Origin of the sequence: Streptomyces sp. CC0208, assembly GCF_003443735.1 — a bacterium.
GTDB lineage: Bacteria > Actinomycetota > Actinomycetes > Streptomycetales > Streptomycetaceae > Streptomyces > Streptomyces sviceus.
Genome location: NZ_CP031969.1, coordinates 9,196,710 through 9,221,123, shown reverse-complemented (window position 1 = coordinate 9,221,123; position 24,414 = coordinate 9,196,710). Strand labels below are relative to the sequence as shown.

Sequence of the window (24,414 nt, the reverse complement as noted above, 5' to 3'; positions counted from 1 at the left end):
AGTGCTGCCGTGCGTGGGCGACGTACTCGTCGAAGCCGACAGAGGTCACCCGAAGGTCCTCTTGCCGGCAGGCACGACGCGGGCGCCGGGCGAGATCGCGGATGCCTTCTTGCTGCCGTCCTCGTTGAAGCCGGGGGGCATCGGGAAGACCGTGTCCCCATCGCCATTCGTTCCCAGCAGTTTCCGGAACGCCAGCGCGGCCTGGCCCGCGTCCTCCTCGGTGAGCGCAGCTTCTGCCGACGCAGCGGCGTCGGTGAACCGCGTACGCGCGGTGTCCAGTTCATCGTCGGTCGCCCGGATGCGGATGGTGTGCCCGGGCAGGGTCGGGTCGGTCACCGCGATGCCGTAGGTCACGAAATCATCGATGATCCTGCTGACCTCCCGGAGTGCGCGGACGTAGTACTCCGCCTGGTCGTTGCCCGAGACTGCTCCTGAGGCGAACGCCTGGTAGACGGCCATCTCGATGAAGAATCCGCCGGGCTTCTTCGTGCCGAGCAGGGCACGACGAGTCTGGCGAAGCAGCTTGACGGTCGGTACGTAGTACTCGTCGTGGTCCGCATTCATCGCGCTCGACAGCTCCGTCAGCCCGTCAGGGTTAGTGCGCACCCACTCGTTCGCGTCGCCCTTTTGCGGGATCTCCCACGTCCCGTCACCGTAAGGACGGGCGGGCACCGCGTCGACATAGAGGTCGTACGCCGGGAAGGAGACCTGCAGACTCCGGTCCTGACGCTTGGTACGCCGGTGCCCGTCGGAGTCGGTGCCGAACTCCGCATGCAGGACCTTGAAGAACCTGTCGAGGATGTCCGTCGACGTGACATCCCTAGGGACATCGGCAAGACGCACGAACACATCGACGTCCTTGATCCTGCGGATCGACACGTTGCGCTTGTAGGAGCCGATCAGGATCGGGCTGACGCCGTACTCGGCGAGCTTGGAGTCAGCCTCGAGGGCGTCACGGACGAGGCGATGCGCCTCTGGTGCATTGGTCTTATCGTCGCCGGGCTCGATGGAGCTCAGCGCGTCCTTGAACTGCTGCTTGAGGTGAGCCATCGGGCCCTCCGATCGTGGTTTGTGTCTGCATTGGCCTGCTGAGCTTGCCTCACACCACTGACAATGCGAGGCCGGTCGCAAGGGGCTGGTGGCCTACTTCTTCCTGCCGCCCTTGGCAGCGCTCTCATTGGTCGTTGTCTTCGGGTGCCGCTTCACGGTGGCCTGCTTCACGAACCGGCCCGTGATGGCGCTGCGGCCCCGCTTACCGTTGGATGCGCTGCTCTTACCTGCCATGAGCTGTCCTTCCGATCTCTCCTGCGGTGGCCTGCGGAACAAAGGCCACACCCTAATCCAGAGTTTCCTTTACCCAGTAGGTACATGGAAATTTGTCGACCTTGATCGGGAGGATAACATGGAAGCAGTAGGTACACGGAAAGGGATTCTGAGGTCGCTGGTGGAGATCGTCTTTGAGGACGCCGAACTCGCCCATGTCTGCAACAGCGGCCCCGCCCGCAGGGACCGTTTAGGCCCCGACGGAGCGATCACCCTGCTCCGGCGTCTTGGCCAGATGTCGGCCGCCCACCACCTGGCTGACCTGCGGCACGTTGCGGCCGCGCGGCTGCGGCCCGCAGCCAACGGGGACTGCTTCACTCTGCTGGTGTCGCTCGGTGATCACGGCGATCTCGTGGTCCGCCCGCGCGACGACCCGCCCGACACCCTCGACGACGGCACCCTGAACGAGCACGCCGTACGCGCTGTGATCGTCGCAGCAATCCACCGCCCCTGACCCCGCCACCAGGCCCGCCCCGCAGCCTCGCCGACCGAGAGGCACTCACGTGACTCCGCCCTCCGCCCCGCACCCGTTCGCACCGGATGAAGTCCTGCCCCCGGGCGACACGCTGAAAGAACAGCTCGACGCCCTCGGCATCCCCCAGGCCGACCTCGCCCGCCGCACCGGGCTGTCGACCAAGCACATCAACCAGATCGTCCAGGGCAGCGCCGTCCTCACCCCCGAGACTGCCCTTCTGCTGGAGCGGGCCGTCGGAATCCCGGCTTCGCTGTGGAACCAGATGGAGGCCGCCTGGCGCACCCACGTCAGCCGCACCCAGAGCCGTGAAGCCCTCAGCCACCGCCTCGACTGGCTCGACCGTTTCTCCCTGCAGGAGCTGGTCAAGCGGGGCATCCTGCCGACCAAAGAGCGCACGGTGGACAATCTCGAGCAGCTGCTGGCGTTCTTCGGTGTCGCAGACCCCGAGGTCGCGGAGAACGTGTGGGGCAGCTACCGGACCGCCTTCCGGCGCTCCACCGTCCTCACACCCGACGACTACGCCACCGCCGTCTGGCTGCGCCAGGCCGAACTCAGAGCACGCGAAATCCCCTGCGCACCCTACGACCGCGCGGCCCTGCTTGAGCTACTCCCCCAGCTACGCGCCCTGACCGTCGAGGAACCCTCCGTCTGGCGCACCGAAATCCCGCGTCTGTGCGCCCAGGCCGGCGTCGCGGTGGTGTTCGTTGCCGCGCCCCCCAACAGCCGCGTCTCCGGCGTCACCCGATGGCTCACCCCGGAAAAGGTCGGAGTCGCCCTCAGCGGCCGGTTCAAGAAGGACGACCACTTCTGGTTCACCGTCTTCCACGAGCTCGGCCATGTCCTCCTGCACGGCAAACGCCTCACCTTCATCGACAACACAAACCGCGACGACGACACGACCCCCGAAGGAGACCGCAGCGAAGACGAAGCAGACGCCTTCGCCCGGGAAACCCTCATCCCGCCCGAGCACACGGCCGCCTACAAGCAACTCGCCCAGCGCCCCATGCCCTTCACCAACATCACAGCCTTCGCCCGCCGAGCCGGCATCGCCCCGGGCATCGTCGTCGGACGCCTCCAGCACGACGGCATCCTGGACTGGAAATACGGCAGCAAGCTCAAGCGCCCCATCGAGATCAGCCTCTCCGGTGATCTCACCGCGGGCTAGCCCTCTGCGCAGGCCAGCAAGGAGCAGCCGGAAGCCCGGCTTGAGGTCAGTGGGCAGAGACCTCGGCCCCCTCCAGTCGAGCTCAGCGAGGAAGCAGGAGTGGGCGCAGTGTCTCAACAGCACCACCCCGGTGGAGGGGCTGCTGTTCTTCCGCAGCCCATTGCATCGCTGTGGCACTGGGCTGGCTGACGACCCGTGATCGCCTCACCCCGGTCCACCACGGCCTGCACCTGGCACAGGGCGCACCGCCGCCGACGGCAGGTTCTTGATGGGTGCCGGGATCTCAGGCGTCGATGGTGAATGCCTTCTCGTACACCTGCTGCGCGTTGACGTCCTCGTACACGGTGGTGGGGCGCAGCCGATTCCATCGGTTGCCCAGCAGCAGGGACAGGCCCATGGGCCCGGCCTGGAAGAGGTGGATCACGGGGTGTGCACGGCAGGCAGGGCGCAGGAGGTCCCGGATGCCGACGGCCAGCGCGTTGGCGACTGCCGCGTCCGGGACGGAGTTGTCCCTTGCTCCGCCGGGCGGGCGCAGGACCAGCAGCCGGGAGACGGGCACCTGCTGTTCGCGCAGGAAGTCCAGCACGTCCTGGGTCGGGTCAGTGGCGACCGCGACGGCCACGGCCAGGTCCGGTCCGAGATCGAGGGCGTGCTCGTCGACAGCCGGCACCAGCGGCGTCTCGTACTCCTCAGTGGATGACCACAGCTGTCCCCTCTGGACCACGGCCAAGTCCGCGCCGGCCACCATGCGAAAGGCGGCCCCGACCACGAACGCGGGTGCCAGACGAAGACTGCCGGTGACGGCGACCGCTGCGGTGTTGGGCGGCATCCGATGCGGTGCGGCCTCGATGTCCGCCTGCAGTTGAGCCCAGGTTGCCGGGGCCAGCGGACGCCGCTTCAGGTAGGCCGAGGCTCCCTCGAAGCGGTCCGTCCAGTCCACCGCGTAGTCGGCGTCCTCGGCCATCGGGTCGGGCTTCAGAGTGGCGATGGACACCACCGCACGTGAGGACCCGGCTTCCAGACGCAAAGACCCGATCGCCTTTCTGACTTCTGCCAGAGACAACGTGCGTTGCCCGTCGGCGACTTGGCGGGCAACCCAGTCGGCGCCGGAGTGCATCGCCTCCTCGTCGAACCGCAGCCCTGCGGCGAACATCAGCATCTGCAGGTGCTCGTGCAGGTGGGTCACGTCCCGCGCGAGGTCGAAACGCAGTACCTTCAGCAGGGCCAGCAGCGCCTCCTCGCTCAGCCCGGCACCGTCGGCCCAGCGCCCGCGCGCCTGTCCCTTCTTGGATTTCGGGCCCTGCTGCGCCGCCTTCGGAACGAGCAGTTGGGTGCGGGAATCCCTCAACGAGATCAGCGGGTCCTCGGCGTCCGGGGACCGGTTGCTCAGCAACGCGAGATCGACCGGCGTGCCGTCCTGGGTGAGCTGCTGCCAGGCCTGCGCCATCTTCCGCAGGATCGACGGGCCACCGCGGTCACTGGGCTTGAGCAGGTAGTCCTCGTTGACCGGGGTGGAACTGTCGGCGGCGTACTTGACCTGCATGTAAGTGTGCGGCGGAACCTGCCGGTACAGGACGACGTCGTCCAAGTTTCCCGCGTCGTCGACCTCGACGCCGACTGCCACGACTGGGTTGGACGCGTGCAATGCCTCATCCCGCACCGCGACGACACACCCCTGCCAGGCGACCAGCCACTGGTAACGGTCACCAGCGATACGGACACCCGTCGAACTCGGGGCAGGCAGGTCAGGCATAGGACACGATCTCCCAGGCGTCGGGGCACCGCACTTGCGGCCGGCCATCGGCATGCTGTGCAGATCATCGCTGCAAGCGGGACCGAGCACAAAGCCCTCACACCTGTAGACGCGGACACGCCCAGCTTCTGGGGCACACCGAGGCCGCTGATTGCTCTCCCTGTCAACTGCTGCATGCTCGCTCCTGGGACGCCAAGCTCGCGTGGAAGCCGCTCGTCGGATGCCAGGACCCCACCGAACGGATCCCGCGATGTGGCCGATCTCGAGCTGCCACGCTCGTCAGGTCATCCGCTCCGGGGTGACCTGGCGCAGTTCGTCAAGGAGTTCGGAAAACGCCGTTCATCTACCACTACTGGCGTCGGATCGATCGGCCAAAACGTTCAGTCGGGCTCGGAACCATGCCCGGTCGCAGGTGCGTGAAGGGCGCAGCGTGCTCGCCTGCCCACCGGAAAAGCAGTACGCCAGGCCACCGGCCACTGCTACGTAACACGTCCATGAGTACTTGATGTACGTCCGAATCAAGTTGCGGTGTACCAGCTCAGAGAGCCCTAAATCAGAGAAGCAGCAGGTCAGCTACACAAGAAAGCTATCTGGCTCTAGTTGAGGCGCCCCAGTTCAGGGGCCTTCAAGAAGCGAACTCAGCATCATCTACTACTGGTCGTGACACAGGACATCGTTCCGGCGGTGGGAGCTTCGGCGGCGGGGGTGTTGCGGTTCAGCGAGGAACGCGACTCGGCCGCCCTCGCGCAGTTCGTGCGGCTGCGGGTCATCGACCCCGAGGGCGCGTACTGGCGGCGCGGTATCGAGGCCGCCACAAGGTGGCTGCGCGAGATGGGCGAGAGCGAGCTGCGGGTGCCGTACACGTACATCACCCCTGAAGACTGGGGAGCGGGCATCGGCGGGCACCCACTGGGAGTGTGGGTCGCAGATCAACGCCGCTACTACCGCGAGGGCACCCTGGACGCCAAGCGCGTGACCGAGCTGGAGCAGTTCGGCATGGTGTGGGCGGTGCACGCGTCCGCGTGGGACGCCGGCCTCGCCGTCGCCCGCGACTACGCAGCCGTCCACGGCCACTGCCTGGCCAGCGCCTCCGTGGTGTGGGACGGCTATCCACTGGGGGTATTTCTCAAGAACGCTCGGGCTGGCGCCAAGAAGGCCCGTGAGAACGCCGTGCGCCGTGCGAACGGGGAGACCGGTCTGTCGTATGCCGGGGAGCTCTCCGAGGCGCGTATGGAGGCGCTCAACGAGATCGACCCGGGGTGGGCGCCGGAGGGGTGGGATGTTGCCTGGCAGCGGTGTTATCGGCTCACCCGCGCCCACGTCCAAGCCGGGGGCGTGCTGCCCGGTGGGCCGGGCGAGGTGATCGTCCAGGGCGGGGACCTCGGGGCGTGGGTGACCGGGCAGCGGGCCGGGTGGGACCGGCTCGTGCCGGCGCAGCAGTACCTGCTGGAGACCATCGGCCTCGAGCCGCCTGCGGAAGGCGAGGTGGTCGGGCCGGTGCGGCGCTCGCAGGATGAGCTGTGGGAGCGGAACATGACCGCCGCGCGACAGTTCCACGCGCGGGAGGGGCATCTGCGCGTTCCGCGCCAGCACCGCGAGGACGTCGACGGGGAGCTGGTGGGGCTGGGGTCGTTCATCTCCAACGCCCGACGGCGGGCCGACAAACTCAGTCCCGAACGACGCGGCTCCCTGACCGACTTGGGGATGCGCTGGTAGAAGCTGCGGCGTCACATTCGGCCGGGATTCCCCCATAACTGCTGTACACGGAAGACGGCGCACAACCCGAGGCTCGGACCATAACGGTCCGGGCCTCGCTCGTGTGCCGACGGCCAGACAGCCCGCCAGCTATCCGACTCGACAGTCACGAATGCGTCCCAGACTGCTGGGTTGCGCGGCTTGGTCTGGCCCACGTCACTGTGCTCCCGCCGCCTTGATCCCTGCTCCTGCGGCATTCGGCTCCCTAGACCCGATGAGGACGGCAGCCACCGGGCGTACGGGCCGGGTCGGCTCCGGGACGGTGCGGGTGATGGCGATGATCGTCTCGTTCACGGCCATGGCGTGCGGGGCCCCCAGCGGGCCGCGCCCCGGGCGGTACCGCCCATCTCCCCGGCCGGGCGCGAGAGAACCTCAGCCGCGGCGTCCAGACCGAGCGGAGTCAGGCCCCACAGCTTGGAGCCGTCCAGTCCGGCGTCCGCACCCGGACCCGCCCTCTTCCCGCCCAACCGTCACGGGCCCGTACCGCACGCCAACTACACACCAGCCCGGGAGCGGGTGTACCTGACCGCAATGCCGGGCGCCGTGCCGGCTAGGTAGCCGCCTCTTGCGCCTCGCTGTCTGCGCCCGTACTGACGCGGCGACCGGACCACCGGTGCCTTCCTGGCGGAACGAGTGTCAGCCAGGGCCAACGTCGCGGGCAGAGCCTTGCGCCACTTCCTCCACTGCGGGTCTTCCAGAAGGGTTACGGGGGTGGCATTGCTGCGGCTGCTGTGAAGGACCGCTGGCATGCCAGATGGCTCAGGGCAGGCGAAGCCATCCCCCCTGTTAGAGCGGGTCAACAGTGAGAAGGCGCTGGTCGAGGTCCAGGTGGATGATGCCGCCGTTCTGTTCACGCAGCTGGCGCCAGGCGGTGTAGCCGGTGAGGATGGCGTGCTCCCAGTCCGCGGCGCGGCAGATGCTGACCTCGAGGTGGGCCGTCATGTGGCTGATGGTGGTGAGGAGTTCGTTGTCGATGTGCTTGATGTCGGCGAAGTAGCGGTGGCGGGCGGCGTAGGAGAAGACGAGGGCGGAGATGCCTTCTTCGATGGCGATGGCGCGGCCGCCGTCTTCGGCTTCGTCGGTGTGGGGGTCGCTTTTGCGTTTGCGGTCGAGGAGGAAGCGGGTGACGGGGGACCAGCCGAGGACGGTGGCGTGGGCGAGGTGGAAGGCGTCGTGGAAGCGGTAGTCGTCTTCGATGTGGGAGGCGCTGGTGAGGGGGTCTCCGGCGGGGCTGCCGTCTTCGCGGGTGAGGACGATGACGGTGCGGCCGTCGTCGCGGGTGGTGGGGGTGAAGGTGAGGGTGGTCTGGCGCGGGAGGCGTTCGTGTTCGGGGAAGTGGTCGTCGAAGTGGGTGTGTTCGGTGTCGGGGGTGGTGCGCCAGCGGTCTTTGGTCTTTTCCAGGCTGGCGGTGGCGATGTCGTCGAGGTCGAGGTCGAAGCGGTGGGCGAGGGCGGCTATGTACCACAGGACGTCGCCGAGTTCTTCGCGTAATTGGTGTTTGCCCTGCTCGTGGGCGGGTCCGTCACGCAGGTGTTTTTTGTAGGCGGTGGTGAGGGAGCCGACTTCGCCGGCGAGGCCGAGGAGGGGGACGAGGACGGGGTCGGTGTCCTCGGTGGGGGGTTGGAGGGTTTTGATGGCGGCTTGTTGGTAGCGCTGGAAGTCCACACTCACTCCTTGTCTGACCTTGGGACAGGCCTGTCGGATTCACCGACGTTGTCGTATCCTAGGACAACGACGTTGGAAATGCAGACGATTGGGGGAGCGCTGAGTACCGTCACACCAGATATCGACGACATCGTCTCGGTCGTCATCGAGTTCCTGGCCGAGCTGCAGGAGAAGTCCGCGGCCGAGGTCAGGGCGGAACTCGAGGACGGTGGAGCGGAGTTGCCGGTCGACTCGCTCCTGATCGTGGAGATCCTCACGCGCGTGGAGGAGCGCTACTCCATCGCCATCCCTGCCGACCGCCAGTCGGCCGAGGCCACCCGGTCCGTGCAGGCCTTCGCCCGCGCGGTGCGGGAGGCCGTCATCGAAAGGCAGCAATCATGACCCCTTCCCCCTCCGATGCCCGTGCTCGCGATCCCGAGCTCACCCAGCTCGGCGAACGGCTGAAGAGGACCCGTGACTACCTCAACATGTCGCAGCAGTTCGTCTCCGACAACACCGGCATCCCCCGTTCGGCGATCAGCGACATCGAGCGCGGCGAACGGCGGGTGGACAGCCTGGAGCTGAAGAAGCTGGCCCGCCTGTACCGGCAGCCGGTCGCCTACTTCCTGGCCGAGGAGGAGAACGCGGACGCCGGCGAGTACGCCCTGGCCGGACTGCCCCGGGCGCTGGCCCAGTTGACCGACGGCGATCAGAAGACGGTGATGGAGTTCGCCGAGTACCTCTCGCTGCGACGCGCGGCGGAGAAGGAACAGGAAGGCTCCGAGAACCAGGGCACGGAGCGGTGAACTGGGGGGTGGCGCATCGTATAGCCGGGATCGCGGCCGCCCAGGCCCATCGCGACCTGGGCATCGACCGTAATTCTTACGTGCCTGTCCACCAGGCGGTGAAGACGGCCGGGTTGGTGGGCATGGCGCAGCCGATGCCGCGCCTGTTCGGCGTCTACTTCTCCCCCGCCGACAACGGGCCGGCCGTGCTGCTCAACGCCAACCTGAACATCGTCACCCAGCGGCACACCGCGGCTCACGAACTCGGGCATCACATCCTGCACCATCGCACGGCGGTCGACGACGACCTCAGTCCGGCGCTGCGATGGGGCAACGGCAGCTGGCCGGACGAGGAGAAGACCGCCGAGGCGTTCGCCGCCTGGTTCCTCATGCCGCGCCCGGCGGTGCTGGCCGGCCTCGACCGGATCTGCCAGGGACAGCCGGCCAGCCCGGAGCACGTGTACCGGCTGGCGAGGGAACTGGGCACCTCGTACGCGGGCACGGTGCGGCACCTGCAGAACCTTCGTCTGCTGAACGCCGACCGGGCCCGCCAGTGGGCGAAGATCTCCCCGGCCGCGCTCCGCAGCTCGCTGGCGGGCGGGGCGGCCCTGCCCGCGGATGCCCAGGTCCACGTCGTCACCGCCGCTTCCCACCTGCAGCGAGTGCACGCCGATGCCGGTGATGTGCTGATCGCCCGCGGCGCCGGGGCCGCGTTCGTCTCGCTGCCCAAGGGACTGGCCCGCTGGACGGACGCGCCACCAACGGCCGAGCCGGCCGCTGCGGCCGTGGTGACCGACGAGCTTTCCGAGCCGGCGGTGCTCGATGTGTCAGCAGCCGGCTGGAAGGAGCCGGTGCAGCTGACGGTGGTGCGTGATGCGCCTCGCGCCGGTGTGCACGACGTCTGGCCGGACTGACGCTCCTGCCGCGCCGGACTCCTTGGTAACCCTTATCAACCGTGCCAGGAGGATTCATGATCAGCTTCGATGTCACCGGCGGTGACGTCACCCGCGCCTGGATCGCCGCCTGCAACGCCCTGGACCGCAAGGACAACCCGTCGCGCACCGGCCTGCACACCGTGGTGCGCATCGCCGACCCCACCGCCGACGACCCCGGCTTCCGCACCGAACTGGACCGGCTGCGCATCGCCAAACGGCACGAGCCCATCGAGACGGTCGCCGGCACCCTCTTCCCTGCCGACCTCGCAGCCCGAGCCACCGACCACGCCAGCCTCGTGGCCCGCTACCGGGCCATGTACCTGCGGATCAAGCGCTATCCCGGCAACGCGCACGGCACCTACTTCGGACGCCTGGTCGCCTACCCGGGCGCGAAGAAGACCGACATCGACCAGATAGGCAACATCATCGGGCGGCTGCGCAAGCAGGCCGGAAGCAAGGGACCGATGACCGCCGCCTACGAAGCCGACCTCGCCCACCCCGCCGACGGCGACGTGCCGGCCGAACTACTCGTGCACGCCGCCGACCGCGACAACCTCTACCGGGGCTTTCCCTGCCTGAGCCACGTGTCCTTCCAACTGGACCGCGATCGCCGGGTGCACGCCGCGGCGCTCTACCGCAGCCAGTACATGTTCGAACGGGCCTACGGCAACTACCTGGGCCTGGGCCGGCTCCTGGCCTACATCTCGGCCCAGGCCGGCCTGGCCGTCGGCACACTGACCGTCGTGGCCGGCCACGCCCACCTGGACGGGCCGCTCACTGCCATCCGGCCGCTGCTGAGCGGCACCCCGACCCTGGCCGCGTAGAGACCCGCGTCAACAGGCTTCGTTGATACCCCACTTGGGCGGAAACCAGGCCGGTACCGGCACCGACGAAGAGCGGTAGGTCTGCTTGATGCGACTGCGGCCGCTGATCCCGGCAACCTCCGGATGGGCGACACGCGCGTACTTGTCGACCTCGCAGAACAGGTTCTGGCAGTCGATCAGCTGCAGCGGCCGACCCCGCAGACCGGGGAAGGACAAACCCAGGCGGGCGAAGTGCTCGTCCTGGGTGTCGGCCATGTACCGGATGACCTCGGCCTCGATGCCGTCGGCCGCCGAGCCGAAGCACTTGCGGATCCCGTCCCTGGCGCCGGGCCCGGCGACCACGAAGTCCATCTCCGAAAACGGCATCGCGGAAGCGTAGTTGAGGTCGATGACGAACTGATACGCCAGGAACGGGCCGATGGCCGGATAGCCCAGCAGCACCTCGTAGGCATCCCGCAGCGTCGGCGCGGCCAGGACCCTCTCCGGCGCACCGGAGGTCATCATCATCTCCAGCAGCCGCAGATGGTTGCGGTGCTTACGTTCCGCTCCCAGCTGCGGCGGCGGCACGATGTAGGCGGCCGAGTACAGCCGCTCCCCCGCCGCAAACGCCCGCGACAGCACCCGGTCAAAGGCCCGGTGGTCGTAGCCGTCCCAGCGCACCTCGCCCAGCGCACCGGTCAGCAGCCGCCACGTGGACTCCTTGTTGAAGACCTTGAACAGCAGAGTGCGGAAGAAGACCTCCTCCCACTCCTGCTCACCGCCGTAGATGACATCGGCGATCAACACCTGGCTCACCCGATCCGCGGCCCGGTAGCAGTTGGTGAACCGGTACCTGGACAGGATCGGATCACTCGTCCACGGCCCCGGCCCGCCGGACAGCCGCGCCTCGTACACCGCCTGACGTGCCGCAGCGAAGCGCCAGTACGTGTCGAAGACGGGAGTCGGGTGCAGTATCCGCCCCGCAATGCGGATCCCGGCCGCAGCAGCAGCTCCCGAGCCCTCCGGCCTCCGGCGTCCTTGCAGCAGCGTCACCATGCACTGAATATATATTTGATATAGGGCAGTTGGCACAGCCAAAGGGGGAAACCGTGGACCTGCTGTGGCAGCAGCCCCGCCGCAACACACTCGTCTCCTGGCCTCACGACATCAACCAACGCCTCGACATACTCGTCCGCGCCGCAGCCGCCGCCGGCGAACAAACCTCCCGCTCCCAGATCCTCGCCGCCCTAGTCGCCACCGCCGAGACCGCACCCGAGGCCATAGCGGAACTCCTCCACGCCTACCGGCGCCTCACCGCCGACGCCCTCACCGCCGACAACGAACGCACCGACCTCCCCACCGTCCGCGCCCCCGGCCCCACCCGCTCATCCACCTGACCGAATGGCACACCTCCAGCATCACGCTTCGATCCGCGCCGGAGATCTCCGTCCTCTGGTCACTCGCGTGGGTTCGACGACTTGGCGCTCCAGATGGGCAGTTGCTTCCCGACTGCCGCTCGAGAGCAACACCTAGCCCAGAGCCACCAAGCACACCTTCGAGTGATGGCCCTCCCCCACGTCCCGGCAGGCGCTAGAGTTCCATCTCGTTGTAAATGGGGGCGTTACACCGACGCGTTGCTGGCTGCCCACCGCACGCGCTCGTGCCGTACTGCAAGGGAGCAGCGTGCGACTCGTCGAACTCAGCGTCAGCAACTTCCGTTCGTTGGGCCACGTCGAGAGCATTCCGATCCACAAGCAGACGATCTTGACCGGGCACAACGACTGTGGGAAGACAGCGACGCTGGATGCGATCGCGGTCCTGCTCGGTGAACGCAGCATCATCGATAGCGACATCTCCGATTTCGCCGAGGCCGAGCCCGTGCGCGCAGCGTTGCCCGCGGACCAGGACGAGGAACAGCGCACGGTCACGGTCGAGGGCAGATTCGCTCTTTCTGCGGCGGAGGAGAAGGCGCTCGACACGGGACCGTTTCTGCGGGTGCGCCGGCGCCATGTGGAGGGTGGGCGCAGCTGTCTGGAGTGGTTGACGGAGGTGCCGCGAAATCCGGCCCTGCGGGACATCGCCCCTCTGAAGGCCGGCGAGTTGAGGGACCTGGCCTCTGAGCTTGGGCTCAAGCTGCCCGAGGGCAAGCCGAACGTGAAGGACAGCTGGGCAGAGCTGCTCAAGGAGCACGCCGCCGGCACCGACGACAAAGTCACCGACTGGGTCGTGGCGCCCGAGGCGGTCGCTTCTGCACTTCCTCAGTTGCTGTATTTCAAGGGGGATGCGGCCGAGTCTCCCGAAGCGGTCGTACGCAGCATCCTGACGGCCAAGCTGCGTGAGTACACGTTGCGGGAGGAGACCCGGAAGAAGATCACGGATCTGGAGGAGGAGTTTGCCGCTCTCCTCAAAGACGACGTCATCCGGTTGCAGAAGCTGGTCGAGGAGCGGTGCGCATTCGATGCCTTCACCGTGGATCCGGGCGTCCAGTTCCGGCCGACCGTCAACAGCCTGTCGTTGACCGCAGCGGCTCCAGGCCAGCGGGCCGTGTCGTTGACAGCAGCAGGCTCTGGCCGGTCACGCCGAGTTTCTCTGGCGCTGTGGGAAGCCAGTCAGGAACTGCTGTCGGAGGATTCCGACGAGGGCCCTGGCGTGATCATCGCCTATGACGAGCCCGACACCCATCTGGACTACGACCACCAGCGCCGCATCATGCAGATAATCAAGGTGTCGGCGTCGGCCGCTCAATCCACCGTGATCGTCGCCACCCATTCACTGAACCTGATCGACGGCGTCGACATCCAAGACATCGTGCACCTCAACAGCCGGGACGGACGTGCCTACGTACAGTCCCTCGGTGCGGAAGACGACGACGAAGACACCCGCCGGTTCATGTCGAACATGGCCCTCTCCCTGGGCTTTCGAAACAGTGTCCTGTTGCACGAACGCTGCTTCGTCGGTGTGGAGGGCCCCACGGAGTACGCAGCCCTGCCCATCCTCTTCAAGCTGGCGTTCGGATACCCCATCCAGTCCGCAGGCATCGCCCTGTGGGACTGCAAGGGCAACGACGGAGCCCTGAGCTTCGCCAAGTTCCTCAAAAAGCACAACCGCACCGTGGTGTTCCTGGTCGACGCCGACACGATGCGCGACAAGCAGAAGCAGTTCAACATCGACCGTCTGAAGAAACAGGGATTCACCGAGGCCGACTGTCTCTTCCTCGGAGATCCCAACGAGCTCGAGGACCTCTTCAGCGACGAACAGTGGGCCGACACCATGAACGCCGTGTGGCCCCGCAAGGACGAACGGCAGTGGGCCGCCCAGGACGTGGGTAATCTGCGCCAGGCAGGGAAGTTCAGCAAGTCGCTGCACGGCCTGCTGCGCCAGTACTCCACCACCTCGCCCAACGGCAAGGAAGACATGGTCGTCGAGCTCACCCGTCGGCTACGCACAGCAGCCGACGTCCCGCGTCCCCTGGTGAAGTCCTTCGAGGATGCGATCAAGGTTGCCCGGGAGGCAGGTCTGGCCTACTGGCCCGAGGGTTGACCACGGCGCAGAGAACGGCGTGCTTGCATCCGGCTCAGGCGCTGCTCACGCGTAGGCTCCTCCCACGCATGCACCCCGACGGACGACACCCAGCGCCGCCCGTGCCGGCTCTGCTCCTCACCGCACCACCGGCACCCCGACGGCGCGGGAGGGCCTGCATGGCGAACGCGCACAGTCATGGCATGCACCTCAGTACTCTCCGCTCGTTGTGCCGGTGACGTACACAAAGACTCCCATGCACCACTGACAATCGGCAGAACCAAGCCCGCGGCAAAGAGCGCACCCTCCACCCCGCACCACCTTCGGTCGGCACCCCAGGTCACAACCTCCGCTGGGAAGAGCCCCTTTCCCTTTCTGCTCTGCGAGACCGCGAGGGACGCTGCGCGTGAGCTGCTTGAGAAGAAGCAACCACCGCGAGGTACCCGGGCAGTACTAGGTTCGATAGCCCGGGGGCTGGGGGCAGCCCTGCATGTTCTCCTCCGCGGTCCAGCGCCGGGCGTGGTGCGCGCCGCTGACAGGCCAGATCGTGGCCGTCTGCTGTTGCCCTGTGCGGGGCTTTCCCCGCGAAGGCGGGGGCTGGGGCGGACGGAGCTTGAGGTGCTCGGCGAAGTCTCTCAAGGAAGGCAGGCCGCGGGCGCCGAGCGGGTCGGCGAACAGTGTGCTGCCGCGCTCGCCGGCGGCGAGGAGATGAGTGAACGCCGCGGCGCGCAGGAGGGGTTGGGCCCAGACGGGTACGGGGTGGGTGGTGCAGCCTTGGCGCACGTTGTGGCAGTCGTGGAGGGCCAGGGTGGTGCCGTCGAGGGCGAGGTCCAGGACGCGGGCGGTGTCCAGCTGGCTCGTGGAAGCGGCGGTGACGACGGCTGCTGCGAGATGAGCGGCCATGTGGGGGTGGGGAGTGCGGGACAGGCGCTGCGCGACCTGGGTGGCGATACGGATGGGAAGCAGCGGTGGGCGGAAGCCACGCTCGGCCGCGGTGGGTGGGGAGCACACGCAGGCGGGGCTGGACTCGTAGGAGGTCAGGGTGGTCAGGGCCGGCAAGTCGATCCACTCCCCGCTGTGCGTGGCCGCTTGCCGTGGCCGCGGCGTGTCCGGTGGGTCCAGGTCGTCCTGGCGCAGAACGGCGTCAGCGTCGGCCATGTCGTAGCCGGTGCGTGCCAGGGCCCGCTCGAGGGCGGCGGAAAGCTTGGGCTGGTGGCAGACCAGGTGGAGGCGCACACCGGTACGGACGCGCAGGGCGAGCAGGTCACCGAGAGCGCGGGCGGACAGGAGGTGGGCGCGCAGCACGGTCAGGTGGGTGACGGGCAATGCCAGAGTCCAGGCCGCTGCGAGGGTCCAGACGGGGACCGGATCGGTGGCGCGGTAGCCGGGGACGGGTGTGGCCTTGCCGAGGGCTTCGAGAACGTTGTGGGCGAGGGCGAGGGTGGAATCGGTGCCAGGAGTGGGATGGACCGTGGCGCAGCCGGCTGCCGGATGATGCATGAACAGGGCGGCGCGGGTGTGTGCGGCGTCGTCGCCAGGGTCGAACACCACCATCGGGGGCGGCGGTTGAGGGCAGGTGAGCATCGGTTAGGCGCTCCGTCGGGTGGTGGCGGAGGTCCCGGGTGTAGGGGCGGGCAGGGAAGAGGGGGCGTGGCGGTCATGCCAGGCGGCTGAAGGCCCAGCGCAGCAGGTCCCGGTCCGCCCGGGGACGGCCGGTGCGGGCGAGTGCGGTACGGGTGTGGGCCGTCAGCTGGGCCCAGGCACGGAAGTTGCCGTGTGCGGCGTGCTGGTCGGCGAAGGTGATGTCGTCGGGGTCGGTGTCGGCCCAGATCGGATGGAACAGGGGGATGGCCTCGAGGACCTCGCCGGGGGTGAGGCGGGTGAAGTGCTGCCAGATGAAGACGCGGGAGGAGAGCATCGGTTCGCGGCGCAGCACGGTGTGGCAGCCCTCGCCGCCGACGAAGATGATCGCGAGCTGGGTGGAGGGTTCGTCCCACAGGTAGCGGAAGTACTCGAATGCCTCCCCGTTGAGCCACTGGGCCTCGTCCACGAGGAAGGTGCGGGGGCGTTCGGCCAGGGCGGTCTTCAGCAGGCGGTCGAACTCGCTGGGGTGGCGCGGTGGTTCACCGGCCAGGTCGAGCGCGGTGAACAGTTCGTAGCGGACCGCGCGGGCGGTGGGACGAGCTCGGAAGGTGATCTTGCGGACGTCCTCATGCTCGAGTTCGCGCAGGCAGATGTTGACGGCGAGGGTCTTGCCGAAGCCGGCGCCGCCGTGGATGCACATCATGGCGCGGGCATCCACGGTGTCGGCGATGTTGTCCCGGGCGGTGAGCAGGGCGCGGGTGGTGACCACAGACGCATCGGACAGGGCGACGTACTGGTAGCTGGCCGTGGTCACGAGGCGTCTCCGTGTTCAGCAGGGTCTGCGGTGTGTCCGGGCAGGTGCCCGGGGGCAGGTTCGGAGGGGTGGGAAGCAGGCCGGCCGGGTGCGGTGCGGGTGGCGAGGGACGGCGGGGTGCGCCAGTCGGCCGGGGGTGCGGCGGGCGGGATGAGGTCCGGCAGGGCCAGATCCGACAGGCTGGTGCCGGCGGCGTGGGCGAGTTCGGCCTCGGCCTGCGCACCGGTCAGCGCGCCCAGCAACTGGGGTGCGGCGGGCTGGTTCACCGCGGCGTAGCGCTCGTACTGGACGGCCTGAAGGTCCTTTTTCAGGCGGCGGGAGCGGGCCGCCCGCGCTCTTCGTACGGCGCTGATCTGTTCGTCGGTGGCCTGGTCGGCCAGGTCCGCCGGCCCCAGGTAGCGGCCGGTGGCCGCGTGGTAGACCTCGATGCGGTGGTCGTGGTGGGGCATGAAGCGGATACGGACCTGGATGCCGGCCTGGCCGGTCATCCACGCACCCACGTAGTCGCGTTTTCGGAAGCGGATGCCGCGGGTGGTCAGCGTGCGGGTGCCGGCATCCTCCAGGGTGAAGGTCCACAGATCCGCGGCCGGCACGTCCCGCAGCGGGGTGGGATCGTCCTGCCACGCCTCAAGCGGGGTCTTGCCCCGTAACGGAGCGGGGTGATGTTCGGTGTTCCACCACCGTGTCCAGGCCAGCAGCCGGGCGGTGAACTCCTCGAAGCTGAGCAGTGCCTCGTCCTTGGGGCGGGAAGGGCGTTTGCCGGGGCGCGGCTGGCGGGCGTAGCCGGGCAGCGCGGCCAGGAACATGCTCTCCACCGCCCGGTTCAGGCCCTCCACGGTGCCCTTGAGGTGGGGGGTGTAGGCGGGCAGGTCCTCCACCGTCACGTCCAGCAGATCGAACGCGGCGGTCACCGTCCGGGACAGGAAGTCCTTGCCCCGGTCCACCCGTACCTTCTCCGGCAGACCCCCGAAGGGGCCATAGGGCTCCTCGTGCAGGACCGCGAAGCGCAGCGCGGAAAGCACCGACTCCCGCGACGGATACACCGGCGTGACCGCGACGCCGGTGATCGCGTTCGTCGCGCAATCGGTGAACCAGGTGATCCACGGCCGGCGGGCCTTACCGTCGACGTCGACCAGCACCGGGACCTGCTTGTGGTCGGTCTCCCATACCTGGTTGCGCCAGCCCCGCGGCCGGGCCAGGAACACATCATGCTTGCGCGCCGCCCGCTCCCCACCGGCGAGCCCCGCCCGCTCCCCCGGCGTCAAGTCCCGGCGGATCGCCCGGTGCAGCGTCGGAATCGACGGAGGCGGCTCCCCCTCGCCCTTGGCCGCGCGAGCGATCAGCTCACGATGGACTGCCGCGACGTTGCCCTTCCACAAGGCCAGCAGGCGGCGCACTTCCGGGGTGACGGAGAAGCGGTCTTTGCTCTGGGCCCGCGCCCCGGGCTCCGCGGCCGCGGACTCATCCCGCTCGGCAGCGGCAAGCCACCGCCACACCGTGCGCTCGGTCACTTCCAACGACTGAGCCATCAGCCGTACATGCCGCGTCGTCAGTTTCTGGTCCTGCCGCAGGGCGAGCAGCCGGCGCACGGCAGGGCCGCGCAGCGCCGACAAGGAGGAAGAAGGCAGACCTCCCCGCGTGTCCGGACCGTCCCCGTGCACGCCGGAGCGGGAAGTGCCCTCTCCCGGCCCGGCCGCCGCGCCGGTCACAGCGGCCCCATGAGCCGTGCGCAGGCCCGCTCCAGCAACCGGCGGTCCACCACCGGACGGCTCACGCCGTAGAGCTCGGCGGTCAGGTGCGAGGTCAGCTTCGCCCACGTCCGGAAATTGCCGTGGCCCACATGCTCGTCCACCCACACGACATCGTCCTCGCTCACGTCCTCCCACAGCGGGTGGAAGGCAGCCATGACGGTTGCCACCTCTCGCGAGCTCAGGCGCGGCACCAACTCCCAGGTCAGCACCCGAGAGGCCAGCGCGGGCACCCGGCGCAGCGCCCGTTCGCTGCCCGCCCCCGCCAGCACGAGTGCCGTGTCCGTGTCCGGGTGGTCCCACAGCCCGCGCAGAAACTCCAGTGCCGGCCCCGGAAGACGCTGTGCCTCGTCCAGTACCAGCACACGGGGCTGTCGGAGCGCGTTCACCAGCATCAGGTCGGCCTCCCCCGCCCCGCGCGGCAGACGCCTGCCCAGCTCGAGGGCGTCCGCGAGTACTCGGCGCAGCTCGGGAACCGTCGGGTGCACACCGACGTGGACGCGACGGACCCGGGCCGGATGCGGCAGCTGGGACAGGGCGTACTGCAGCGCGACGGTCTTGCCCTGGCCGGCGTCGCCGTACAAACACACCACCGCCCCGACCGCGGCCGCGTGCGCGACCGTCCGCAGTACCGACCGAACGGCAGGTGTGTGCACCACCTGGGCATCCGGAACCAGGACCGGGACCTGCGCCAGGTGCTTCTGCTCCCGCAGAAACACCTGCCCACCGACGCCTTTCTCGGCCACCACGTTCAGGCCCAGCTCACTGAGGGCATCCGGCCGGCGCGCCCCGGCCACCTCCGGCTCCCACCCGGTCAGCAAAGCCCGCCCCGCCCGACGGTCCCTGCGGATCACCCGGCACAACGTCGACATCGACGGAACCGGCACCTCACCACCACCAGCCACCAGCCGACGCCTCAGCTCCGAAACATTGCCCCCGCCTCACCCAGCAGTTCCCACACCTCGTCCGACACCGCATACCCCTGCCGGACCGGCGCCTCCACCCGCCCGGAAGCCTTCGCCTGCTCCAGCCAGCGCCAGACCGTACGCTCCGAAACACCCACCGTCTCAGCAACCGCACGCACATGCCGCGTCGACAACTCCCCCGTCCGCTGCCGCTCCAGCAGACGACGCACCACCAACCCCCTGGACAGCACAGCCCCCCGGCCGGCCCTTACCTCTTGGTCCACCCCACGATCACACCGACCGGGCCCACCCCACCGCATAAGAACTCACGAACCTGAGACACCATCAGCCGTCATGCGATAAAGCCCCACGACAGCGATCCCACCCATCAACCTCTCACCTCATGACAGTGCCGATCCCGCCCCAACACCCCACTGACCAGCACCAATACACCAACCACCCGACCACCAACACCGACTCTCACCACCACCGACCCCACACCGAAAGGCCGCACCCGCAAGGGGCATGTGCGGGTGCCGCGCAAGGCGGTGGAGGTCGTGGACGGGGTGCCGCACAAGATCGGCGCTTTTCTGGACAATGCGCGGCGCCGGATCGGCACGATGAGTGCGGAGCGGCGCGGCGAGCTGGCCGAACTCGGTCTGGAGTGGGCTGCCTTGGAGGGTGGGGCGTGATGTGGAGTGCTGAGGACGCGGCCCGAGCGAAGCAGCCCGCTGCCAATGTCCCGGCTGCTCCGAAGGCCTCGGCTCCGGCCGCGCCGCCGAAGGTCTTCCTGGGCAAGCGGTGACGGGCCGTGCCGCTGGGCCGGCCCGCACGGCAGGGACTAACTAATAAGAGTTTACAGAAACCAGCGGGCAAGAAACGTTCCTATTTCATCTATTGCAGATTTAACTGAATTTGGAACCTGTTGCAGGAATTTGGGTGCAGACGTACAGTCAAAACTAGCGCCAGGCTTATGCCCCCGGAATGACTGCCACTGTGGCGGCCACGACTTTCCGAGCGCGAGAAAATATTCCCTCGCGTGAACTCGAAGAGGTGGCATCATGTTCTTCTACGACTACAGCACCAGGTCCGCCGCGACCGGAAAAGTCGACGCTTCCGGCGCCTACATCCATTTGCAGACATTCCCTGTCAATCAATTCGGAAAGTGGACGCAAATCGCATCCCTGGGCTGTGGAGTGCTTTTCTTCTACAACGATGAGGGCACAAACGTCGTATCGGCTTCGGGCAGAGTGGACGGCGCCGGTGGCTTTTTCCACCTCAAGGACTATGCACTCAATCAGTTCGCGAAGTCCTTCCGTGTTGTGCCACTTGGTGCAGGTCGCGTATTCTTCTACAACTACGACACAGGTGCCGCTAAAGTCGGCAGATTCGACACGAGCGGGAACTACACCAACCTGAAGGACTACCCAGCCGGGACATTTGGGAAATGGGACAGTATCGTTCCCTTCGAGACGGGTGAAGTATTTTTCTACAACGGCGACTTTTCCGATGAGACCGGGACGCAGGCTGCGATCGGAAAATTCGATTCCTCCGGCGCCTTTTCCCAGACTGTGAGCTTCCCGGTCAATCAGTTCGGAAAATGGTCGAGCATTACGGCACTCTCGGGTCGTTGGGCCCTCTTCCAGTACAGCGATGGGGTGTCGTTCCCTCAGGCAACTGGACAATTCACTGCCGCAGGTGCGTTCAACCATAAGAAGAATGTCGCGCTAGGTCGACCCTGGAGTGCCATTCCTATCGACGAAGGCAGCCAGCTCTTCCTCTACAGCAGCGCCGGCAGCGATTCCGGGGCCTTCGTGAAAGCTGCGTCCGCACGAATGGATGCGGCTGGTGACATCAAGCTTCGGGATCTTGGCCCCGATTTCAGTCGATGGAGCCACATCGTCGCTTGACAGGTCAGCTTTGTTCGGCAACGGCGGGGCCGCGCCGTCATCCCGTGGGACCACAGGCGTAGGGGGCTCCACCACCGGTACCGGCCGGGCGCAGACAGGCAAGGCGTTCAACCTGCTCCGATGATGAGGTGAACGCCGTGGAGGAACTAACAAAGAGTGCGATGCGACGGTGATGCGTTTACCGACCGGCTCCCGCTGCACCGCAAAACCCTGAGCGACCGCCATCACGATCTCCAGACCGTGCTGGCCCACCCGGCCCACGTCGGCATCCCAGACCACCGGCAGCACCGGACCACCGTCCCACACCGCCACCTCCATCACATCGCCGTCGACCCGCACATCCAGCAGCACCGGGCCCGGCGCGTATGAGGGAATAGGGGACCAGCTCACTGACCACCAGCCGGGTCGCATCCAGAGCCCGCTGCGAAACCGGCAGACCGTACACGGCCTGCACGCGGGCCAGGAAGTCGGCTGCGAGCCGGCGGGCATCGGCCATCGACGTCCCGCCTCCTTCCAGCGCCACCATGGTCGCAAGGCCATGATCCATGGGCTTCACAGAGCAGCCGGGAATGATGGTTTCGACTATGGGTGCAGTCGGTTTTACCCAGGTTCGCAGAGAAGATCGAAAGAGCCGGTGGCCTGCTTGCCGCTGTCTGAGTGGGGTGCCGACACGGTCACGGTGACGGTCCCCTTCTGCTGTTCCCCGGTGTGTGCCACGCCGAGGTTGACGGTGTATACGTCCTGGACGGTCTGCGCAGCGGAGAAGGACAGTGTTCGGGTTTCCGGCTGAGCGCCGCGTTGCTGCTGCAGGCGGTCGTCGGGTGTCCAGGTGATGTCCACGGTGGTGGCCTGGTTCGTGGTGACGGCGAGGGTGAATTTGACGGTTTCGCAGAAGACCACGCCACTGCTGGGGTCGGCTGTGATCTGCATGTCCTCCACGACCGGCTCGGGTGGCGCACTGGTGCTGGTGTTCGTCCCGGGGGAGGTCTTCGTCTCCGTGTCGGTGTCGGTGTGCCTGTCTTGGGGGCCTGGTCGCTCGGCACGGCCTGTCCACCACCACTACCGCCGCCGGCTGCTCCGCTTGAGGGTTGTGCTCCACCGGTGGCGGCGGCAGAGCTACTGGTGCTGGTCGGCGGGTCCTGGGCGCGCTGGAAGTCCAGGCGGTCCAACAGGTAGCCGACGGCGAGGACGACACAGACGACGGCCAGGACCACCGACCAGATCTGTGCGTGCAGTTGCCCCGCTCGCGACGGCGCTGCCGGGGTGGGGAGCAGGCTGGAAGGGTCGGGTGCCGGCCTGGGACGTTGGGACTGTTGTTGCTGGTCAGGGGTTGTTTCGTCACGAGAAACAAAGCCCGGAGTCTGCCGGGGAGCGAGGTGGCGGCGCAGTGCGCGGTCGGCTTCGTCCAGCAAGAACGTGGTCTGCTCCATGAGCGCGTCCACGGCTGGCGGCCGGACCGCGCCTGGGGGTGGCGTCACCAGCGGCTGGGGCGGTAGGAAGACGCCGGAGCGGGCTACCTGGCTGAGGAGGGCGGCGGCTTCGTCACGCAACCGGACGGCGGGGTGCTCGCCGTCCGGGTCATCTTCAACGCCGCCGTCCGTCTGCAGGGGCTGGGAGTTGCGGAGCACCAGCATGGCGTGCTGGCGTCTGCGGACGTCGTCGATGTCGCGCAGGTACTGGTAGTAGGGCACGTCTTTGGGGTCCCTGGCCTGAACGGCCCGTAGATACAGCTGCCACAGGTGCTCTTCTGCCTTCTCGGTCAGCGGCTGCCCCACCAGCGCCGGCACGAGCGCGACCAATGCCATGTACTGGTCGTACTGCGGTAGCTTCTGCCCGTCCGCGATCCGGCTCAACGTGGTCGGGCTGAAGGCGCCCTTGCCCAGCTCGCGGCTGATGTCGGCGTAGGTGATCCCCTCGGACTTCAGCCGGTCGAAGAACACTGTGCGCAGTGCCTCGACGAACGCCAGCCGCTGCGGATCCAGCCGCTGTGCGTCCAGCGCCTTGCGGGGCCGGCCCCGCCGCCCCTGCGGCTGCTCCGGCCCGCTGTCCGCTCCCCCTGCGGCCATCCCGCTCCCCCACCGCACGCCAGCATCCGCATTCTTTCCTCGCTGACCTGCATTTATTTAGCCTTGTGCAAGATTTTCCGGTCACCAACAGTGGTGCCGCACCGGGCAGTTCACCGATGGCAGCACCTCTGCAGGAGACCAGCATGGCCAACGACGGCTACCTTCCGCGTTCAATCACGCACATTCAGCTAAGCATTCCCGCGTCGGCGAGGCACGGCATGGGTGACCTCGCCCCTGAGCTCGCCGTCGACGTCCTGTCTTTCTTCTCCGAGGCCGCTCTAACTTTCGCCGCGCGCCGGCTGTGGTCGCCTCTCCGCCTGACGCCAGCGACACGGCTCCAAGGGCTAACCGACACGACAGGAGACCAGTGAGGCACTAGTTGCGCGGCTAGGCGCCCTACGCGTAGGAGGCCGTGCCGCCTGGCAGGCGCTGTGTGCTGCGGATCGCCGAAGGGTCCAACCCGAAAACAGGACCCGCGTTGGTGTGCGATCGCCGGGCTTGCGTCGCTAACACTGCCACCCGGCACATTGCCTGCCGAGTCCGCTTCTGCTGCTGTCCGGCGCCGCCCTCTCGAGAGCCGCCCTCGTATCCGCTGTCCTTCTTCTCTGGAGCTTCGACGATGCCCCTGCCCCGCTTCCCTGCTGTCCTCGACACCGCTGCCGCTGGTCTGGCAGCGATGGGCGATGCCCCGGTATGGCTCACGCTCGCCTTCGTACTGCCCGGCCTGTTGTCGGCAGCGGTCCGAGCCCTTGGCGAGACACTCACCGGCATCTCCCGCTTTCGTACGGAAGCGATGCGCCGGCGTCACGAGGACCGGCTCCTCGGCACCGTCACCGATGTGGGAACGGGCCTGGACCATCTCGAACGGGTACAGCGCGAGGCCGCGACGGCCGCAAGCGAGTCGGCCCCGCTCGAACCTGCGAACAGCGATCCGCCGTCCGGCTCACCCCCGTGACACCACGAGACCAGACGGACCGGTGAGGCCGTCGGTGGGGTTCGACGGCCGGCGCGGAGGCCCCGCCGACGCGCAAGCAGCGAGGACGGCGCCCCGATCCCCTGAAGCGCGCCGCCCCGTCCCCGCCCTTCCCTTTTTCTCCTGTTCTTCTCGTCTAGGGGGTGTGGGGGTGTGCAGAGGGGGATGTCGGCCTGGCGACCACGGCCCAACCAGTGTGGTGGCCTGCGGGTTTGTGGGCGGGCATGCGAGTGGGTGCGCTGGCTTGTCGGTCGGAT

23 protein-coding genes and 1 pseudogene are annotated in these 24,414 nt (G+C 67.7%); 12 read left to right on the top strand and 12 right to left on the bottom strand.

Annotation, left to right across the window (positions count from 1 at the left end):
• Positions 1–45: 45 nt before the first annotated feature.
• Positions 46–1,050, bottom strand: coding sequence for a nucleotidyltransferase (locus tag D1369_RS42345; RefSeq protein ID WP_037902679.1), 1,005 nt, complete (start codon positions 1,048–1,050; stop codon positions 46–48).
• 88 nt (positions 1,051–1,138) lie between these two features.
• Here D1369_RS42345 and D1369_RS44405 point away from each other — a divergent pair, with 88 nt between their 5' ends.
• The gene (locus D1369_RS44405) at positions 1,139–1,777 is read left to right on the top strand and encodes a hypothetical protein (protein WP_007387216.1); all 639 of its coding nucleotides are present in this window, start codon (positions 1,139–1,141) and stop codon (positions 1,775–1,777) included.
• 49 nt (positions 1,778–1,826) lie between these two features.
• Positions 1,827–2,963 carry an ImmA/IrrE family metallo-endopeptidase gene (locus D1369_RS42335; RefSeq protein ID WP_007387215.1) on the top strand — a complete coding sequence of 379 codons (1,137 nt, stop codon included), beginning with the start codon at positions 1,827–1,829 and terminating at the stop codon, positions 2,961–2,963.
• 283 nt (positions 2,964–3,246) lie between these two features.
• Here D1369_RS42335 and D1369_RS42330 read toward each other — a convergent pair whose 3' ends face one another.
• Complete coding sequence (locus D1369_RS42330; protein ID WP_007387214.1) at positions 3,247–4,716, bottom strand: SAVED domain-containing protein; 1,470 nt, start codon at positions 4,714–4,716, stop codon at positions 3,247–3,249.
• A 660-nt stretch (positions 4,717–5,376) separates the two neighbouring features.
• On the opposite strand from D1369_RS42330, the gene D1369_RS42325 reads away from it, so the two are divergent.
• Positions 5,377–6,432 carry a helicase associated domain-containing protein gene (locus D1369_RS42325; protein ID WP_240436159.1) on the top strand — a complete coding sequence of 352 codons (1,056 nt, stop codon included), beginning with the start codon at positions 5,377–5,379 and terminating at the stop codon, positions 6,430–6,432.
• 195 nt (positions 6,433–6,627) lie between these two features.
• Here the strand turns inward: D1369_RS42325 and D1369_RS43350 are convergent, their stop codons facing one another.
• Entirely contained in the window at positions 6,628–6,765 is a 138-nt protein-coding gene (locus tag D1369_RS43350; protein WP_158680199.1) for a hypothetical protein, read from the bottom strand.
• A 492-nt stretch (positions 6,766–7,257) separates the two neighbouring features.
• Positions 7,258–8,136 (bottom strand): nucleoside triphosphate pyrophosphohydrolase family protein, encoded by an 879-nt coding sequence (locus D1369_RS42320; protein WP_037902671.1) that lies wholly within the window; start codon positions 8,134–8,136, stop codon positions 7,258–7,260.
• 78 nt (positions 8,137–8,214) lie between these two features.
• Between D1369_RS42320 and D1369_RS42315 the strand changes: the two genes are divergently transcribed.
• Genes D1369_RS42315 through D1369_RS42300 form a run of 4 tightly spaced genes read left to right on the top strand, consistent with a single transcriptional unit; the run spans position 8,215 to position 10,659 of the window.
• Complete coding sequence (locus D1369_RS42315; RefSeq protein WP_037902669.1) at positions 8,215–8,517, top strand: phosphopantetheine-binding protein; 303 nt, start codon at positions 8,215–8,217, stop codon at positions 8,515–8,517.
• Positions 8,514–8,921 carry a helix-turn-helix transcriptional regulator gene (locus D1369_RS42310; RefSeq protein ID WP_007387210.1) on the top strand — a complete coding sequence of 136 codons (408 nt, stop codon included), beginning with the start codon at positions 8,514–8,516 and terminating at the stop codon, positions 8,919–8,921. The genes D1369_RS42315 and D1369_RS42310 overlap by 4 nt, the downstream gene beginning before the upstream one ends.
• An 8-nt stretch (positions 8,922–8,929) precedes the next feature.
• Entirely contained in the window at positions 8,930–9,814 is an 885-nt protein-coding gene (locus D1369_RS42305; protein ID WP_240436158.1) for an ImmA/IrrE family metallo-endopeptidase, read from the top strand.
• Positions 9,815–9,870: 56 nt separating this feature from the next.
• Entirely contained in the window at positions 9,871–10,659 is a 789-nt protein-coding gene (locus D1369_RS42300) for a hypothetical protein (RefSeq protein ID WP_037902667.1), read from the top strand.
• Between the two features lie 9 nt (positions 10,660–10,668).
• Here the strand turns inward: D1369_RS42300 and D1369_RS42295 are convergent, their stop codons facing one another.
• Positions 10,669–11,694 carry a nucleotide kinase domain-containing protein gene (locus D1369_RS42295; protein ID WP_007387207.1) on the bottom strand — a complete coding sequence of 342 codons (1,026 nt, stop codon included), beginning with the start codon at positions 11,692–11,694 and terminating at the stop codon, positions 10,669–10,671.
• A 53-nt stretch (positions 11,695–11,747) separates the two neighbouring features.
• Here D1369_RS42295 and D1369_RS42290 point away from each other — a divergent pair, with 53 nt between their 5' ends.
• Both D1369_RS42290 and D1369_RS42285 read left to right on the top strand, forming a co-directional pair.
• Entirely contained in the window at positions 11,748–12,035 is a 288-nt protein-coding gene (locus D1369_RS42290) for a hypothetical protein (RefSeq protein WP_007387206.1), read from the top strand.
• A gap of 286 nt (positions 12,036–12,321) precedes the next feature.
• Positions 12,322–14,178 (top strand): AAA family ATPase, encoded by a 1,857-nt coding sequence (locus D1369_RS42285; protein WP_007387205.1) that lies wholly within the window; start codon positions 12,322–12,324, stop codon positions 14,176–14,178.
• 432 nt (positions 14,179–14,610) lie between these two features.
• On the opposite strand, the gene D1369_RS42275 is transcribed toward D1369_RS42285, so the two are convergent.
• The 5 genes from D1369_RS42275 to D1369_RS42255 form a co-directional block, all read right to left on the bottom strand.
• Positions 14,611–15,741, bottom strand: coding sequence for a hypothetical protein (locus D1369_RS42275; RefSeq protein WP_118083094.1), 1,131 nt, complete (start codon positions 15,739–15,741; stop codon positions 14,611–14,613).
• Positions 15,742–15,814: 73 nt separating this feature from the next.
• Positions 15,815–16,555, bottom strand: coding sequence for an ATP-binding protein (locus D1369_RS42270; protein ID WP_205574514.1), 741 nt, complete (start codon positions 16,553–16,555; stop codon positions 15,815–15,817).
• Positions 16,552–18,168, bottom strand: coding sequence for a Mu transposase C-terminal domain-containing protein (locus D1369_RS42265; RefSeq protein ID WP_240436157.1), 1,617 nt, complete (start codon positions 18,166–18,168; stop codon positions 16,552–16,554). The genes D1369_RS42270 and D1369_RS42265 overlap by 4 nt, the downstream gene beginning before the upstream one ends.
• A 92-nt stretch (positions 18,169–18,260) precedes the next feature.
• Positions 18,261–19,100 (bottom strand): ATP-binding protein, encoded by an 840-nt coding sequence (locus D1369_RS44675; protein ID WP_162951060.1) that lies wholly within the window; start codon positions 19,098–19,100, stop codon positions 18,261–18,263.
• A 119-nt stretch (positions 19,101–19,219) separates the two neighbouring features.
• A complete protein-coding gene (locus D1369_RS42255; protein WP_162951059.1) occupies positions 19,220–19,438 on the bottom strand; it encodes a helix-turn-helix domain-containing protein in 219 nt (72 codons plus the stop codon).
• A gap of 303 nt (positions 19,439–19,741) precedes the next feature.
• Here D1369_RS42255 and D1369_RS42250 point away from each other — a divergent pair, with 303 nt between their 5' ends.
• Both D1369_RS42250 and D1369_RS43345 read left to right on the top strand, forming a co-directional pair.
• The gene (locus D1369_RS42250; RefSeq protein WP_118083091.1) at positions 19,742–19,900 is read left to right on the top strand and encodes a helicase; all 159 of its coding nucleotides are present in this window, start codon (positions 19,742–19,744) and stop codon (positions 19,898–19,900) included.
• Positions 19,901–20,269: 369 nt separating this feature from the next.
• The gene (locus D1369_RS43345; RefSeq protein ID WP_162951058.1) at positions 20,270–21,118 is read left to right on the top strand and encodes a hypothetical protein; all 849 of its coding nucleotides are present in this window, start codon (positions 20,270–20,272) and stop codon (positions 21,116–21,118) included.
• Positions 21,119–21,286: 168 nt separating this feature from the next.
• Here the strand turns inward: D1369_RS43345 and D1369_RS44390 are convergent.
• Together D1369_RS44390 and D1369_RS42240 are read right to left on the bottom strand one after the other, a co-directional pair.
• A pseudogene (locus D1369_RS44390) lies at positions 21,287–21,665 on the bottom strand (ATP-binding protein); the annotation flags it as partial.
• Positions 21,666–21,718: 53 nt separating this feature from the next.
• Entirely contained in the window at positions 21,719–22,057 is a 339-nt protein-coding gene (locus D1369_RS42240; RefSeq protein WP_118083090.1) for a hypothetical protein, read from the bottom strand.
• 1,746 nt (positions 22,058–23,803) lie between these two features.
• On the opposite strand from D1369_RS42240, the gene D1369_RS43340 reads away from it, so the two are divergent.
• The gene (locus D1369_RS43340) at positions 23,804–24,139 is read left to right on the top strand and encodes a hypothetical protein (protein WP_007379131.1); all 336 of its coding nucleotides are present in this window, start codon (positions 23,804–23,806) and stop codon (positions 24,137–24,139) included.
• The last annotated feature ends 275 nt before the right edge of the window (positions 24,140–24,414 follow it).

Excerpts from the sequence above, each read along its gene's own strand:
- D1369_RS43345 (WP_162951058.1), top strand. The coding sequence starts at position 20,270 with ATGTTCTTCTACGACTACAGCACCAGGTCCGCCGCGACCGGAAAAGTC.
- D1369_RS42295 (WP_007387207.1), bottom strand. The coding sequence starts at position 11,694 with ATGGTGACGCTGCTGCAAGGACGCCGGAGGCCGGAGGGCTCGGGAGCT.
- D1369_RS42345 (WP_037902679.1), bottom strand. The coding sequence starts at position 1,050 with ATGGCTCACCTCAAGCAGCAGTTCAAGGACGCGCTGAGCTCCATCGAG.
- D1369_RS42330 (WP_007387214.1), bottom strand. The coding sequence starts at position 4,716 with ATGCCTGACCTGCCTGCCCCGAGTTCGACGGGTGTCCGTATCGCTGGT.
- D1369_RS42300 (WP_037902667.1), top strand. The coding sequence starts at position 9,871 with ATGATCAGCTTCGATGTCACCGGCGGTGACGTCACCCGCGCCTGGATC.
- D1369_RS43340 (WP_007379131.1), top strand. The coding sequence starts at position 23,804 with ATGCCCCTGCCCCGCTTCCCTGCTGTCCTCGACACCGCTGCCGCTGGT.
- D1369_RS42310 (WP_007387210.1), top strand. The coding sequence starts at position 8,514 with ATGACCCCTTCCCCCTCCGATGCCCGTGCTCGCGATCCCGAGCTCACC.
- D1369_RS42315 (WP_037902669.1), top strand. The coding sequence starts at position 8,215 with ATGCAGACGATTGGGGGAGCGCTGAGTACCGTCACACCAGATATCGAC.
- D1369_RS42275 (WP_118083094.1), bottom strand. The coding sequence starts at position 15,741 with ATGCTCACCTGCCCTCAACCGCCGCCCCCGATGGTGGTGTTCGACCCT.